Genomic DNA, 16,038 nt, shown 5'->3' with positions numbered 1-16,038 from the left:
GAGAGTATGCGAGCGACCAGACGGCGGTTGTCCCCGGAAGATCGGCGCGCCGAGTTACTCGCCCTGGGCGCAGAAATCTTCGGTCAGCGACCTTATGACGAGGTCCGCATCGACGAGATCGCTGAGCGGGCGGGTGTGTCTCGGGCGCTGATGTACCACTACTTTCCGGACAAGCGAGCGTTTTTCGCCGCGGTTGTCAAAGACGAGGCCGACCGTCTGTTCGACGCCGCACAGAACCTACCCAACCACGGCCTGACCCTGTTCGAAGAGATCCGAGCCGGCGTGCTCGTGCAAATGTATTACAACGAACAGCACCCGCACGCCGCGTGGGCGGCGTATGTCGGGCTGGGCCGCTCCGACCCGCTGCTACTGGGCATCGACGACGAAACCAAGAACCGCCTGCTGGAGCACATCATGGCCCGCATCTGCGAGGTCGAGGGCCCGCAAAGCGTTCTCGATCCGCAGGTCGAGCGGGAGCTGAAGGTGATCGTCCATGGCTGGATAGGCTTCACCTTCGACCTGGGTCAGCAACGGATCGTGGACCCCTCGATGAACGCCGAGCAGCTCGCCGGCACCTGCGCGCACACGCTGCTGGATGCGGTCGCCCGGGTACCCGGGATACCCGCCGAGCTGGTCGACGCGGTGTCCCCCGAGCGCCGTGTGATGTCGTAGCCGCTTGGCACTATGGGCAGGTGAGCACTCCCCCGGCTGAACAGCCGCCCGCGGATCCACTGGCACGGTTCAGCGCGGTCACCCGCGACTGGTTCGCCGCAACCTTCGCCGCGCCGACGCCCGCGCAGGCCGACGCTTGGGCGGCCATCGGCGCCGGAGACAACACGCTGGTGATCGCGCCGACCGGGTCCGGGAAGACGCTGGCCGCATTTCTGTGGGCGATAGACAGCCTGGCCGCCCTGCCCGGGCGGGAGCCCGGCACCCGGGTGCTCTATATCTCGCCGCTGAAGGCGCTGGCGGTCGACATCGAGCGCAATCTGCGCGCTCCGCTGACCGGCATCACCCGGGTCGCCGAACGACGGGGACTATCCGCCCCGGAGATCAGCGTGGGGGTGCGGTCCGGCGATACTCCGCCCGCGCGTCGCCGCCAGCTCGTCAGCGCGCCGCCCGACGTGCTGATCACCACGCCGGAGTCGCTGTTTTTGATGTTGACCTCGTCGGCCCGGCAGACCCTGTCCGGCGTGCAGACGCTGATCGTCGACGAGGTGCACGCCATCGCCGGCACCAAGCGCGGTGCTCACCTGGCGCTGTCGCTGGAGCGGCTCGATGACCTGTTACCGCGGCCCGCGCAGCGGATCGGGTTGTCGGCCACCGTGCGACCGCACGAGGAGGTCGCCCGGTTCTTATCCGGGGCGGCCCCGACGACGATCGCGGCACCCCCGGCGGTCAAGACCTTCGACCTCACCGTGCAGGTGCCCGTCCCCGATATGGCCAACCTGGCCAACAACACCATCTGGCCCGACGTCGAGGCTCGGCTGGCCGAGCTGATCGAAGCGCACAACTCGACGATCGTGTTCGCCAACTCGCGACGGCTGGCCGAACGGCTGACCGCGCGGCTCAACGAGATCCACGCCGAACGGTCGAACGCCACTGCCGTGGCGATCGCAAGCGCGGCGGAGCCGGGCGCAGCGGGTCGCCACTTGACGTCGGTGCTGGCCCGCGCCCACCACGGCTCGGTCAGCAAGGAGCAGCGCGCCGCCGTCGAAGACGACCTGAAGAGCGGACGGCTGAAGGCAGTGGTGGCGACGTCGAGCCTGGAGCTGGGCATCGACATGGGCGCGGTCGACCTGGTGATCCAGGTGGCGGCCCCGCCGTCGGTGGCCAGCGGCCTGCAACGCATCGGGCGGGCCGGCCACCAGGTCGGCGAGATCTCGCGGGGGGCGTTGTTCCCCAAGCACCGCACCGACCTGATCGGCTGCGCGGTGACCGTGCAACGCATGCTCGCCGGGCAGATCGAGGCGATGCGGGTGCCGGCCAACCCGCTGGACATCCTCGCCCAGCACACCGTGGCGGCGGCCGCGCTGGAACCACTGGATGCCGACCGATGGTTTGACACGGTGCGGCGCAGCGCGTCGTTCGCGACGCTGCCGCGCAGCGCGTTCGAGGCGACCCTGGATCTGCTCTCCGGCAAGTACCCGTCCACCGAGTTCGCCGAGCTGCGGCCGCGGCTGGTCTACGACCGCGACGCCGGAACATTGACGGCCCGCCCGGGCGCCCAGCGGCTGGCGGTCACCTCCGGCGGCGCGATACCCGACCGTGGACTGTTCACCGTGTGGCTGGCGGGCGAAAAACCGTCGCGGGTGGGCGAACTCGACGAGGAGATGGTCTATGAGTCCCGGCCCGGCGATGTCATCTCGCTGGGCGCGACCAGCTGGCGGATCACCGAGATCACCCACGACCGGGTGCTGGTGATCCCCGCGCCGGGGCAGCCGGCCCGGTTGCCGTTCTGGCGCGGCGACGACGTCGGGCGGCCCGCCGAGCTGGGCCGCGCATTGGGCGCGTTCACCGGTGAGCTGGCCGGGCTGGAGCGGAGCACATTCGACAAGCGGTGCGCCGCTTTGGGTTTCAACGACTACGCGACCGACAATCTGTGGCGGCTGCTGGATGACCAGCGCACCGCCACGGCGGTGGTGCCCACCGACGCCACACTGCTGGTCGAGCGGTTCCGCGACGAACTCGGTGACTGGCGGGTGATCCTGCACTCGCCGTATGGGCTGCGGGTGCACGGCCCGCTGGCGCTGGCGGTCAGCCGGCGGCTGCGTGAGCGCTACGGCATCGACGAAAAGCCGACCGCCTCCGACGACGGCATCGTGGTGCGGTTACCCGACACCGACGCCGCAGACCCGCCGGGTGCCGAACTGTTCGTGTTCGACGCCGACGAGATCGACCCGACCGTCACCGCGGAAGTCGGCGGTTCGGCGTTGTTCGCGTCGAGGTTTCGGGAATGCGCGGCCCGTGCGCTGCTGCTGCCGCGCCGCCACCCGGGCCGACGCTCACCGCTGTGGCATCAACGCCAGCGCGCCGCCCGGCTGCTCGACGTCGCCCGCAGATACCCGGACTTCCCGATCGTGCTGGAGACGGTCCGCGAGTGCCTGCAAGACGTCTACGACGTGCCGATGCTGACCGCGCTGATGGGCGAGATCACGCAACGCCGGGTGCGGATGCTGGAGGTCGAGACCGCGACGCCGTCACCGTTCGCGGCGTCGCTGCTGTTCGGCTACGTCGGGGCGTTCATATACGAGGGCGACAGCCCGCTGGCTGAGCGCCGCGCGGCCGCGCTGTCGGTGGACGCCACGCTGCTGGCCGAACTGCTCGGCCGGGTCGAGCTGCGCGAACTGCTGGACCCGGATGTCATCGCCGCCACCGGCCGCCAGCTGCAGCATCTGTCGTTGGTGGCCCGCGACGCCGAGGCGGTCGCCGACCTGTTGCGGCTGCTGGGCCCGCTGACCGAGGACGAGGTGGCCGCCCGGTCCGGTGGCGCCGACGTCGGCGGGTGGTTGGACGGCCTGCGCGCCGCCAAACGGGCGCTGACGGTGTCGTTCGCCGGGCGCAGCTGGTGGGTGGCCGTCGAGGACATCGGACGGCTGCGCGACGGGCTCGGGGTGGCGGTGCCGGTCGGGGTGCCGGCCAGTTTCACCGAGGCGGTCGCCGATCCGCTGGGTGAACTGCTCGGCCGCTACGCGCGCACCCACACCCCGTTCACCACGGCGCAGGCCGCCGATCGGTTCGGGCTGGGCCCGCGAGTGGCCGCCGACGTGCTGGGCCGGCTGGCGGTAGACGGCCGGCTGGTCCGCGGCGAGTTCACCACCGCTGAGACATCGGGATTGGGGACCGGCGAGCAGTGGTGTGACGTCGACGTGTTGCGAATTCTGCGGCGGCGGTCGCTGGCGGCACTGCGGGCTGCAGTCGAGCCGGTCAGCACCACCGCCTATGCACGCTTCCTGCCGGCCTGGCATCAGGTGGGCTCGGCTACCAATGCCGGCATAGACGGGCTGGCCGCCGTCATCGATCAGCTCGCCGGTGTTCGGCTGCCCGCGTCGGCGATCGAGCGGCTGGTGCTGGCGCCGCGGGTGCGTGACTACTCCCCGGCGATGCTCGACGAGCTGCTGGCCTCCGGCGAGGTCATCTGGTCGGGCGCCGGGTCGATCTCGGGGTCGGACGGCTGGATCGCCTTCCACGCCGCCGACACGGCGCCGTTGACGTTGGCCGCCGGCGCCGAGATCGAGTTCGCCGATGCCCATCGCGCGGTGCTGGACGCGCTGGCCCGCGGCGGCGCGTTCTTCTTTCGCCAGCTCACCCAGCCCGGGATCACCGAGAGCGAGCTCAAGGCGGCGCTGTGGGAGCTGATCTGGGCGGGCCGGATCACCGGCGACACGTTCGCGCCGGTACGCGCGATGATGGGTGGCGCGCCCGGGGCCCGCAAGCGGTCCACGCCGGCGCATCGGCACCGCAGGCCGCCGCGGCTGAGCCGGTACAGCGTCGCGCACGCCCAGTCCCGCGCCACCGACGCGACAGTGGGCGGTCGGTGGTCGGCGCTGCCGGCCCCGGAGCCGGATTCCACCCTGCGCGCCCACTATCAGGCCGAGTTGCTGTTGAACCGTCACGGCGTGCTGACCAGGGGCGCGGTAGCGGGCGAAGCGGTCCCGGGTGGGTTCGCCACGCTGTACAAGGTGCTGACCGCGTTCGAGCAGGCCGGCCGCTGCCAGCGCGGCTATTTCGTCGAGTCGTTGGGCGGCGCCCAGTTCGCGGCGGCGTCGACGGTCGACCGGCTGCGCAGCTACCTCGACGGTGTCGACCCGGAGCGGCCCGGCTATCGGGCGGTGGTGCTGGCCGCCGCCGACCCGGCCAACCCGTATGGTGCGGCGCTGGCGTGGCCATCCGGCGACGGCGCTGCGCGTCCCGGCCGCAAAGCGGGGGCACTGGTCGTGCTGGTGGACGGTGCGCTGGCCTGGTTTTTGGAGCGCGGCGGCCGATCGCTGCTGAGCTTCACCGACGATCCGGATGCCGGCCACGCGGCGGCCGCTGCCCTGGCTGAACTGGTCGGCACCGGACGCGTCGAGTCGATCCTGGTCGAGCGGGTGAACGGGGTATCGGTGCTGCAGCTGCAGGATTCGCCGGTGCACGCCGCACTTAGCGCCGCCGGGTTCGCCCGCACGCCGCGCGGGTTGCGGCTGCGATAGGCATGCCCGAAGGCGACACCGTCTGGCACACCGCCGCCGTGCTGCGGCCGGCACTGGCCGGGCGCACACTGACCCGCTGCGACATTCGGGTACCGCGGTTCGCCACCGTCGACCTGACCGGGCAGGTGGTCGACGAGGTGGTCAGCCGGGGCAAGCACCTGTTCATCCGGGTGGGGTTGGTCAGCATCCACTCGCACCTGAAGATGGACGGCAGCTGGCGGGTAACCACTCGGGCGGCCGATCACCGGGTCCGGATCATTTTGGAAGCCGGTGAAGTTCGGGTAGTCGGGGTCGACCTCGGTGTGTTGGAGATCCTCGATCGCGAACGCGACGGCGAGGTAGTTGCGCACCTCGGGCCGGACTTACTGGGCGACGACTGGGATCCAGAGCTGGCCGCCGTCAACCTGACGGCCGATCCGCAGCGGTCCCTCGCCGCGGCTCTGCTCGACCAGCGGGCGATGGCCGGAATCGGCAACGTCTGCTGCAATGAATTGTGTTTCGTCAGCGGCCTTCGGCCGACAGCGCCGGTCAGCACCGTCGCCGACCCGCAGCGGCTGGCGATACGGGCACGCGAAATGCTGTGGGCAAATCGTTCACGGTGGGCACGCTGCACGACCGGCGACACCCGCCCCGGTCGCCGGCTGTGGGTGTACGGGCGCGCCGGGCAGGCTTGCCGTCGCTGCGGCACCGCAATAGAGTCCGACGACACCGGAGACCGGGTCAGCTTCTGGTGCCCGGCCTGCCAGCGGTGAGGCCATGCCGAGCCGCGGCCGGAGTGCGCCTGGAATAGAAGTTGCCGAATGGCGGTTGGTCATCGCTGACTGGCTTGAGACCCCGATCACATATAGGTACCCGGGGCCGGTAACTTAAGGACACCAGCGTGCTCACACTGCAGAACCATGTCGGCCTCAGTGCTGTGAATATCGGCTCCCTCAGAACGGGCTCCCTGAAGGCGCACGCATGGGAAACCCTCCGCACCGTGGTGCAGGCTATGACGCCCACGCGTAGCGGGGCCTATGCGGGAGGTATTGCGCACGCGCGCAGCCCGGCGTCGAAGGTCGATCAAGGCATGCTGCGAATCATGCCCCGGGGCGTCGAACGCTGCTAAAGCGTTTTCAACTCAGCATCGCCGGAGACCATGGGCACCAATCTCGAATCTTGACGAGGCTTCGAGCCCGTGTGAGCCAGCTTGCTTGCCTGGGGCTCGTTTTGGGTGGAGATTCGTACTCGAATCTGGAATGCGACGGAGGGCTGCCGATGGAAATCGTGCCATTGGGTCCGGGCTTTGCCGCCGAACTGCGCGGAGTGACCATCCACGACGTTGCGGCCGGCGAGGCCGCATACACGGCGGTGCGCGCGGCGTTCGAGGAGCACTCGGTTCTGGTCCTTCGCGACCAGGACGTCACCGATGAAGCGCAGCTTGCCTTCTCGCGCCGCTTCGGCCCGCTCGAGGTCACCAAGGTGGCTTCGGATGGTTACGGCACCAACCTCGTGATCCTCAAGACCCTCGACGAGAACTGGGACGTAGTGCCGGAAGATCACCGGCTCGCCTTGGAGAACAAGGCGAACCAGCTCTGGCATACCGACAGTTCGTTCAAGCGGGTGCCGGCGCTCGCTTCGGTGCTGTCGTCGCGCATCATTCCGGGGCGGGGGGGCGAGACCGAGTATGTCTCCACCCGGCTCGCCTTCGAGCGCCTCGATCCGGCGTTGCAACGGCGGCTGGAAAATTCCTTCGCCTGGCACGAATACGCCTATTCGCGCGGCAAGATCGCGCACGATCTTGCCGGCCCGGCGGAGCGGGCGGCGCTGCCGCCACAATGCTGGCGTCTTATTTGGAGGAACCCGATCAATGGCCGCAAGGCGCTGTACATGGCCTCGCACATTTGCGCGATCGAGGGCATGGAACTGAAAGCGGCGCGGGAGTTGCTCTCCGAGCTGACGGAGGCGGCAACCGCCGCTGGTGCGAGCTATCTGCACTCGTGGCGCGAGGGCGACGTTGTGATGTGGGACAACCGCGCGACCATGCATCGTGGCCGGCCATGGCCGGCGCCGAAGCCGCGCTACATGGTGCGGAGCACGATTTCCGCGACGGCCGCAGACGGGCTCGACGCCATGCATGCGCCGTCGCGCCAGACGGCGGAATGACGGTGCGGGCCCGCCGTTCTGACTACAATGTCCGTCGGCTGACGAACCTGCATCGGATCCCGCTGATCGGGTCCTCGAATTCCAGGCTGTGAGCCAGCAACTGCAGCGGCGCGCTGAAGTCGTCCGGTGCGATGTCGACCACGTTGGGGTACAACGGGTCCCCATGAATCGGCAACCCCAGCGACGCCATGTGCACCCGCAGCTGATGGGTGCGCCCGGTGCGCGGGGTCAACCGGTACAGCCCTTCCGCCGATATCAGCTCGACCAGCGTCTCGGCGTTGGGCTCACCCGGCTCGGCGATGGCCTGTAAACCACCGCGGCGCTTGATGACTCGGCTACGCACCACCCGCGGCAGCCCTACATCCTGGTTGACCGCCGCCCGGGCCAGATACGTCTTGCGCACGGCGCCACGCGCGAACAACGTCTGGTAGGCGCCGCGCAGCTCGCGGTGGGTGGTGAACAGAAGCACCCCGGCGGTCAACCGGTCCAGCCGGTGCGCCGGCGAGAGTTCGGGCAAGCCCAGTTCGCGGCGCAACCGCACCAGCGCGGTCTGTGCGACGTGCCGGCCGCGTGGCATGGTGGCCAGAAAGTGCGGCTTGTCGATTTTACCGACCGGGCAGAACTCAAGTACGCATCTGAACTGCGTTTATGCGTCGCTGACATGTTCACGATGACTGAGTCGTGATCGAGCCAAACACGGCAATCTGCTGACGCATCGGGGGCCGGACGGAGCGGTTCGCTCGAGCACCTCTTGTCACGGCGGCCTAACAATCATAGGGTTGCAGTACCCAAGCATTTGATTGGAACGACGCCTATGGCCGACAACACCCGCGATCGCATCCTCAACGAGGCGCTGCGGCTATTCGCCGAGCACGGTTATGCCGGCACGTCGATCGCATCGATCGAGAAGGCGGCTGGCCTGTCTCCGCACTCGGGGGCCCTCTACACCCATTTCGGGTCGAAGGAACAGGTCATGGCCGCCGCTGTCGAGCGGGCCATCCAGACCGCCGACGCGAGTTTTACCCTCGCACCGATGTTGTCGCTGGGCAACCTGGAGGCCGAGCTCACACTGGTTGCCCGGGGCTCACTGGTGCTGATGGCCAACTGGCGCGACCTGATCCGCGTGATGGCCAAGGAAGGCGACCGCTTTCCCGACGTGATGACCGATGCCCGGGATCGTCTGTTCGCCAGGTCGCATCAGTTTCTTGCCAAATGGCTCGAAGGCAAAGCACCACAAGATGGTTCACCCGATCGCGATTTCGAGGCGATTACCGCGATCTGGCTCGGTTCGATCGAAAACTACTGGATCACAACATTTATCCACAACGACAGCCCACTCGGAATCGACGAGGACCGATTCGTTCGGCAATGGGTTCTCACGCTGATGACCGCGATCGGAGCGCGGAAATGACTACAACGCACTTCGATCTCAACGATCCGACAGTCATCGCGGACCCCTACCCGCACTATGCGCGGCTACGCGATCAAGCTCCCGTTTATCACCTCGCGGATCCGGATCTGTGGATCCTCAGCCGCCACGATGACGTGGCGGTCGCAGTGCGAGATGCCAAGCGGTTCTCCTCCGACCTGGGAGTCGTCGACGACAACCCGTTTAACCCCACGATGAAGGTCCCGCACCGGCTCGCCGCAGTGTTAGGTCGCATTGCGCCGATTCGCACCGTGCTGACCAGCGACCCGCCCGAACACACCCAGCTGCGCCGCAAAGTAAGCCGCGCCTTCACACCACGACGAATTACCGGGTGGGAGTCGCGAATCCGGGACATCGCCGAACACCTCGTCGACGACCTCGCCGCAAACGCCGACGACGAACCGATCGATCTGGTCGCCGACCTGGCATCCCCGCTGCCGACGATCGTGATCGCCGAGATGATGGGTATCCCGGCCAATCGCCACAACGACTTCAAGCGCTGGTCGGACAACCTGGTCAACGGGCTGCTCACCGGTGGCAGCAAGACCAAAATGCTGACCAGCGCAGCCGAGATCAGCTGGTTTTTTGCACAAACGGTACGTACCCGGCGTCGCAACCCCGGCGACGACCTCGTCAGCCTCCTAATAGCCGGCGACCGTGACACCGATGCCCTGAGTCTGGTCGAACTCATCAGCTTCTGCGTCCTACTGTTAGTCGCCGGCAACGAGACAACCACCAACCTCATTTCCAACGCGATGCTGGCCTTGTTGGATCGGCCAGACCTGTGGCAGAAGATCACCGCCGATCCAACCTTGGCCGCCGCCGCGGTGGAGGAGACACTCCGCTTTGACGGACCCGGCCAAGGCCTGCTCCGGATCGCCACCACCGACATCACCATCGGCGACACAACCATCCCCGCCGGCGCCAGGGTGCTACCCCTGATCGGCTCCGCAAACCGCGATCCCCGCCATTGGGACGATCCGGACGAGTTTCGCCTCGACCGAAATTCCAACGAGCACATTGCTTTCGGCTCCGGCATCCACTTCTGCATCGGCAATGCCCTGGCCCGCATCGAAGGCCGCGCCGCGATCGAGATGCTCGCGCGTCGGCTACCAGGCCTCGCGCGCGCCGGAACTCCGACCAGGATTGCCAGCCCGGTACTGCGCGGACTCCGGTCACTGCCAGTCCTCATCGATCGTGAGCGCGAGAAGTCAGACGCCAGCGTCTGATTTACTGCTACCACGAAAGGGCCCGCATGACAATGTATTACCGCGACCCGGCCGCCACCGCAAAGCCCGGGGGGCGAAGCCCTCGCATTGTGATCATTGGCGCCGGCATGGCGGGTATCGCCGCGGCTCATACGCTCAAGCAGGCCGGGTTCAACGACTTCGTGATTCTGGAAAAGGGTTCCGACGTCGGTGGGGTCTGGCACTGGAACCGCTACCCCGGCCTGAGATGCGACATACCATCGCACGGCTACCAATTCGCGTTCGCGCCGAAACCCGACTGGAAACACATCTGGGCCACCGGTGAGGAGATACTCCGGTATCACCGCGACGTCGTCGAACAGCTCCAGCTTGGCCCGCAACTGCGGCTGGGATGCGAGGTCACCTCGGCGGTATTCACCGACAACCGGTGGCGAGTTTCAACCGCAGGTGGTGAGGAGATCGACGCCGACTTCGTCGTCGCCGCCACCGGTGTGTTGCACCACCCGTTTATCCCGGACATCCCCGGCCTCGACTCGTTTACCGGGCCGGTGGTGCACACCGCCCGCTGGACTGCCATCGACACTGCGGGCAAACGCCTAGCTGTGATCGGCACCGGATCGACCGGTACACAAGTCTTTTCCGCGCTGCAACCTGAGGCCGCGCACATCACGCATTTCGCGCGTACACCCCAGTGGGTGATGTGGATGCCGACGGGGCTGCGGCAACCACGCGTCGTCGGTCAGCTGCTGCGAGCGCTGCCGAGACTGGACAGGACAGTGGAAACATCGCAGCGCCTCGGTTCCGACCTCATGGTCGACCTGCTCACCCGACCGACCTGGCGACGACGACTGGCCCAGGGCTACGCGCGCCTTTGCCTGCGAGTGCAAGTGCAAGACAAGAACCTTCGCGCCCGACTCACCCCCGACTACCAACCGTTCTGCAAACGACAGGTGATCTCAGGCAACTACTACCGGCGGATCTGTCAGCCCAACGCCAGTTTGGTCACCGAGCCGATCACGGCCGTCACCGCGACCGGAATACGAACCGCGGACGGCGTCCACCACGACGTCGACGCGATCGTGCTCGCCACGGGCTTTCAGGCCCGCAACTACATGCGTCCGATGAATCTGCGCGGCCGCGACGGACTGTCCATCGACGACGCCTGGGCAAAAGGTCCTCGTGGCTGGGCTATGACGCTGATCCCCGGATTTCCCAACCTGTTCACCGTCATGGGCCCCAACTCCCCGACCGGAGTGATGTCCATGCAATACGTCGCCGAACTGACCGCCCGCTACATCACCGAATGGCTGCGCCGATTCCGTGACGACAAGATCACCACCGTCGAAATCACCGAAGAAGCCACCAACTCTTTCGCCGACGACGTCGCCGAGGCGATGGGTCCAACCGTATGGAACACCGGCTGCAACTCCTGGTATTTCGCCGACGACAACCACATCGACCTTTGGCCATTCGACCGCAAGCGGCTCACCACAATGTTGACCCAGTACGACGACAACGACTACCTATTCACCTTGTCACCCGCAACGTGATCTCTCACTTGTAGGTTTGGTTTACCGACTCGGTCAGCCGCGCTTCGAGGTCGGCAATGCGCCGGTCTTGGAAGCGCAGGTTGGAGCGGGCGGCTTTAAGTCGTTCGTCCAGTGTGCGGTTATCGGTGGTGAGCTGGCGCACGCGCTGTTTGAGGCTCGTGTTCTCGGTGGTGATCCGCTGGACGTCGTCTTGTGTCCATTCGGCTTCCAGGTCGCGGATCTGACCGAGGAGCTCGCCGATGCGGCTGCGTTGGGCCAGGATCTCGGCGTGGGCGGCCTTGAGCGCGTCCTCAGCGTTAAGGGCCCGCTCGCGCCAGGTCGCTTCACGTGACTCGTCGGCCTCGGCGACGAGTCGGGTGTGTTGGTCGCCCGACCCGCGGACTGCGTCCGCGACAGCGGCTTTCGCATCAGGGTTGGTGTAGAGGAAGGTGCGAGAGACACTGGCCCGACGAGCGACGGCGGCGACACTGACGGGAGTCTTCTCCCGGCGAAGCCGGGCGATGGCGTCGTGGACGCGGCCGAGCGCGGCCTGGATATCCCGGCGGCGGGCGGCAAGTGCTGCGGCGGTGCGCGGTTCAGGTTGGTTGGTGGCGGTCACGCGCAGGCCTCCTCATCCTTGTCGTGGTCGGTGCGGGCATCTTCTGTGGTGGCGGCGAGGTCGGTTGCGCGGAAGGCGGTGGACCACACCCGGTGGAAGTAGTCCTGGGGTTTGCGCAGGTCCAGCGCGAGGGCCTGCTCGAGCAGATCCAGCCCGGCGAGGGCTTGCTCGAGGCCGTCGATGGCGCGGGCGGTGGGCTCAAAATAGCGGTGCAGGTATTCGGCGGTGGCCTCATCGGGCGCGCCTTCGGCGAGTTGTCGCCATTGCTCACGTTTACGCCGCCAATACAGCAGATCCGCACCGGACAGGACGAACTTGTCGCAGTTGTGGCAATCCAGATTCCATGGGCATGTCCCGCCGTCGACGACGGGCTGGAAGGTGCAGAAGCCGCCCTCAGCGGGCGTGCTGCGCCGCGACAAGTCGATGGCGAGCGCTCGGGCTTGTTCGCGAGTCATCGACCCTGCAGTGCCATGCAGTAGTTCGCCGGGGTTGGCGGTGCCGGGACCGGCAACCCAGACCTGCTGCAGCACGTCTTCTAGATCCGAATTCGACAGGTGCACATAGTGTTCGGCCATCCGGTCGCTGACCTGGCCGAGATATCGGCGGATGTGGGTGAGACTGGCCCCGGCGCGCAATAGGTTGGTGGCCAGGGTGTGGCGGGCCTGATGCGGCACGTAGTGGCCTAGGTCAAGTTCGTCAATCCAGTCGCGGAACCGGCTATGAAACCACTGGTAGCTGAGCGCCACGCTGCCGTCGTGGTTTCGGTACCTGGTCGGAAACAGCGCCAGACAGGCGCGTTCGGCGACCACCGGCTGACGGCCATGCTCTACGGCGAAGCGCTCGAGGGTCTTGCGCTGCCGCTCGGCGATGACGTCGTGCAACCGCTCGGGGATGCGGATGGCGGCATCGTAATTGCCGACCTTGGTCTGGTCATGCCAGAAAATCGGCAGCCCGCCGTAGCGGCCCAGACAGTCCCAACGCACTTGCAGGACTTCTCCGATGCGCCGACCGGTGGTGACGGTGATCTCCCACATGTCGCGCAGGCCATGGTCCCGCGGATCGCAGACCTCGGCCAGCTGGCGCAGGTTGTTCTCGTCGGCCAGCGCGCGTGCCACCTCATCTGGAAACGGGCGGCGTGGAGTGCGACCGGTAGTGGCTCCCGCGGTGGGCACGGCGACAATGAAAGCGCGAGCCAAGCCGATGCGGTCGGCCGCGCCGGTGTCCATCACGTCGCGCAGCATCTTGTGCAGGGCGTTGAACAGAATCGAGCGGGTCACCGTGGTGACGATGCTCGGCTTTCCACCGGGCTGTTTGATCGCCAGCGACGCCAGCCCATCGCGTTCGCGGCGGCGCTGGTCAGCGACAAACCGCCGCATGTGCTCGCCATCCAGCACGGTGGGGTTATGCCCACCACCGGGTGCGTCGACCTCCAGGAAAGCACCCAGCTCGGTTGCTGCCCTGCGGATTCCGTCGATCACCCCGCCGGAGCGAGGGCAGCGCGGTGACTGCAGCAGCGCGGCGATATAGTCCCAGACCAGATCACGCAACCAGCGCTGCGGGATCCCGGTTAGATCGACGTGGCTTGCGCGTTGATAGCACCGCACACCGAAGTGGTCGGTCTCAATGAACCCGGCGTCCTTGGTCTCGGCGGGGGTGAAGTAGACCAGACGCAGCTCGTGCAGGATCTCCTTGACGATCGCACTGGTGAAGTTCGCCGATCCGCCGGCACCGAGCGGAAAGCCGAGCAGCGTCTCTACATCGTGGTCGCGACACGTGGCCACCAAAGAGCGGATCCAACCCAAGTCCCATCGGGTGGGCCGCGCACGCTGGGTATGCATGAACAGGCCCCACTTGATCTCCGCGCACACCAGGGGGCGCAGACCCAGCAAGTTGATCTGCCCAGACCACCACGGTGCCGGCACGGTCGCACACCACCGACGAAACGCCGCCTCATCGGCGTACTCGATCGGGACCGGCCGACCGAACCGTTCATAGCGTTGCCACCATGACGACGGCAGCCTCGCGCGGCCGGGCCGATCGTCACGCTTATAGCGACTTTCATGCCATGGGCACAAGCCCAGTGGCGAGTCGGCGATATTGGTGCAAACCGCCACCTGACAGGATCCGTAACCGGGAAGGGATAGCTGTTCGCCCAGCCACGCGGTCAAGTCGGCGCGTCCACCGTTGGCCTTCTCGTGGCGCGCCCATCGGCACAGATGCCGCTGGCATAACCGCAGCTCTGTATGCGCAACGGGGCGCTGCGGACACACCCGACAGACCAGCTCCTCGGCCTGCACATGGCGTTTCAAACCCGTTGCAGCGGTGAGAAACGCGGCCTTGCCCACGCCGCGCTCGTGTTCGCGAGCCCACTGCCGCAGATGCTCGGAGCACAGATCCGACCCGCCCGAGCGCGATCGCTCACAACCGCCGACCACACACTCCCAGCGATAGATCGGGTGCTGGCGCGGGATCTCGATCACGTCCGGGCGAAAGATCGGATCAAACGAGGGGCCGGCGATCAGGGTGGTCAGGATCTCCAGCCGGTCGCGACCCACGCGATCAGATCGATCCTGATACAAGAACGGCAGCCCAGCTCGGGCGTTGCGGCCGCTCACCGGCTCTCACCCCACACCTTGTGCAGCGCCGCATCAAAGGCCGGATCGTGGACATCGACGTGTCCGTAGATCTCATCGACCATGGCCGCCGAGGCCCAGCCGCCGGCGTCGCGGGCGATCAACAGGTTGCCCTGCGAGGCGTCCAATACCGCCGAGGTGAAGTTGTGCCGGAAGGCATGCGGCTTGACGACTCCCAGTCCGGCGCGAGTGCCCGCACGTGCCAGCATGCGGCGGGCCGCTACCGGGGCCCACGGCTGTCCCGTGTTGTCGCCGTGCAGCTGGACCAGCAGCATGCCGTGTTCCGTTGATCCACAGCGGTATTCGGTCGTCATGTAATCGAAATAGGTGTGAACCATTGCTGGACTTACTCGCTTGATGAGCCCGCCGGTCACGGTGTCGTCTTCAGTGCGCCAGGGATGTTTGGTCTTGGCCTCGGCGCCGTTCGGGTTGTTCGGGCGGTGGCAGATGTGCACGTGCGGAGTGCAGCACTGTCCGCACTTCGCGCCCTCACGCAGATGCAGGTCGACCAGGTGGAGCCCGCACAACTCGCCGATCCGAAGGCCCCCGTCACTCAGCCAGGTCACCACCAGCCTGTCCCGAGCCGAATACACGGTCTGTAGTAGCTTGTCTCGCGCACCGTCCGGCAACATCTTCGGATGCCGCCGTCGCGGACCATGTGGGGCAAGCGGATTGGCCGGCAGCGACTTAGTCGTGTGACCCAGGAAGCTGCGGCGACGATCCAGTCGCGACGGCAACCGAGACTGGTTGAGGCCCTTGCCGAGCTCAGGATTGACTCCAAGCGCAGCTTGATGCAGATAGAAACCTTTGAGGCAGGCCGCCGTAATCGACAGCGCTGCAGCCCCATAAGGGCGCTTCCCGGTCCGCCACGGCTCACCCAACGGCATCCGTACCTCGGCGCCGAGGATGCCCATGTAGCGTTCCAGATCCCGCAGCCGCACCCGATCTAGGGCCAGGCACTCGCGCTCCAGCCACCGCAGGTGATCGACCAACAGGTAGGCGTAGGTGCGCTGAGTGCCCGAGCCGTCGTGACGGCGCAGGAACCGGTCCGCCTCCGCATGCTCGGTTCCTTCCGGCCACATGATGGTCCAGGATCGCCGTCCATCCCGCCGGTCGATCTGCTGAACGCGAAGATCTCCGACCACCACTCGCTGCGCCATACGCCGCCTCCTCGCCCGAACGTGACGGACATCGCGAACCCGGTTGGTAAACAACCACGCGACGAGGCCAAAGTCACGTAAGACGAACGGCGTGTACAGCTTTAATTGCGGTCGGTAAAGTCG

10 protein-coding genes and 2 pseudogenes are annotated in these 16,038 nt (G+C 66.8%); 8 read left to right on the top strand and 4 right to left on the bottom strand.

Annotated features, from left to right (window positions below):
- Positions 1 to 6: 6 nt before the first annotated feature.
- From ACRDTL_RS09785 to ACRDTL_RS09770, 4 genes are all read left to right on the top strand, one after another.
- Positions 7 to 672, top strand: a complete 666-nt coding sequence (locus ACRDTL_RS09785) for a TetR/AcrR family transcriptional regulator (protein WP_431506510.1) — start codon at positions 7 to 9, stop codon at positions 670 to 672.
- A 20-nt stretch (positions 673 to 692) separates the two neighbouring features.
- Entirely contained in the window at positions 693 to 5,192 is a 4,500-nt protein-coding gene (locus ACRDTL_RS09780; protein WP_431506509.1) for an ATP-dependent helicase, read from the top strand.
- Between the two features lie 2 nt (positions 5,193 to 5,194).
- Positions 5,195 to 5,944, top strand: a complete 750-nt coding sequence (gene nei2, locus ACRDTL_RS09775; RefSeq protein ID WP_431506508.1) for an endonuclease VIII Nei2 — start codon at positions 5,195 to 5,197, stop codon at positions 5,942 to 5,944.
- Positions 5,945 to 6,449: 505 nt separating this feature from the next.
- On the top strand, positions 6,450 to 7,337 hold the full coding sequence (locus tag ACRDTL_RS09770) for a TauD/TfdA dioxygenase family protein (RefSeq protein WP_431506507.1): 888 nt from the start codon (positions 6,450 to 6,452) through the stop codon (positions 7,335 to 7,337).
- Between the two features lie 22 nt (positions 7,338 to 7,359).
- Here the strand turns inward: ACRDTL_RS09770 and ACRDTL_RS09765 are convergent.
- A pseudogene (locus ACRDTL_RS09765) lies at positions 7,360 to 7,941 on the bottom strand (pseudouridine synthase); the annotation flags it as partial.
- 210 nt (positions 7,942 to 8,151) lie between these two features.
- Here ACRDTL_RS09765 and ACRDTL_RS09760 point away from each other — a divergent pair.
- The 4 genes and pseudogenes from ACRDTL_RS09760 to ACRDTL_RS09745 all read left to right on the top strand — a co-directional run.
- Positions 8,152 to 8,262: pseudogene (locus ACRDTL_RS09760) on the top strand (TetR family transcriptional regulator); the annotation flags it as partial.
- Positions 8,263 to 8,310: 48 nt separating this feature from the next.
- The gene (locus ACRDTL_RS09755) at positions 8,311 to 8,748 is read left to right on the top strand and encodes a hypothetical protein (RefSeq protein WP_431506523.1); all 438 of its coding nucleotides are present in this window, start codon (positions 8,311 to 8,313) and stop codon (positions 8,746 to 8,748) included.
- Positions 8,745 to 9,995, top strand: a complete 1,251-nt coding sequence (locus ACRDTL_RS09750) for a cytochrome P450 (RefSeq protein ID WP_431506506.1) — start codon at positions 8,745 to 8,747, stop codon at positions 9,993 to 9,995. Before ACRDTL_RS09755 ends, ACRDTL_RS09750 begins: the two co-directional genes overlap by 4 nt.
- 26 nt (positions 9,996 to 10,021) lie before the next feature.
- Entirely contained in the window at positions 10,022 to 11,524 is a 1,503-nt protein-coding gene (locus ACRDTL_RS09745) for a flavin-containing monooxygenase (RefSeq protein ID WP_431506505.1), read from the top strand.
- Positions 11,525 to 11,528: 4 nt separating this feature from the next.
- Here the strand turns inward: ACRDTL_RS09745 and ACRDTL_RS09740 are convergent, their stop codons facing one another.
- From ACRDTL_RS09740 to ACRDTL_RS09730, 3 genes are read right to left on the bottom strand one after another with little or no spacing between them, the layout of a single operon-like run.
- Complete coding sequence (locus ACRDTL_RS09740; RefSeq protein WP_431506504.1) at positions 11,529 to 12,122, bottom strand: DUF6262 family protein; 594 nt, start codon at positions 12,120 to 12,122, stop codon at positions 11,529 to 11,531.
- Positions 12,119 to 14,677, bottom strand: coding sequence for a tyrosine-type recombinase/integrase (locus ACRDTL_RS09735; RefSeq protein WP_431506503.1), 2,559 nt, complete (start codon positions 14,675 to 14,677; stop codon positions 12,119 to 12,121). The genes ACRDTL_RS09740 and ACRDTL_RS09735 overlap by 4 nt, the downstream gene beginning before the upstream one ends.
- Positions 14,678 to 14,733: 56 nt before the next feature.
- Positions 14,734 to 15,915 carry a tyrosine-type recombinase/integrase gene (locus tag ACRDTL_RS09730; RefSeq protein WP_431506502.1) on the bottom strand — a complete coding sequence of 394 codons (1,182 nt, stop codon included), beginning with the start codon at positions 15,913 to 15,915 and terminating at the stop codon, positions 14,734 to 14,736.
- Positions 15,916 to 16,038: the final 123 nt, after the last annotated feature.

The organism is Mycobacterium sp. (assembly GCF_050700595.1).
Lineage (GTDB): Bacteria > Actinomycetota > Actinomycetes > Mycobacteriales > Mycobacteriaceae > Mycobacterium.
Note: the sequence above shows the minus strand (reverse complement) of the source record. Positions and strands in the feature narration are given on the sequence as shown.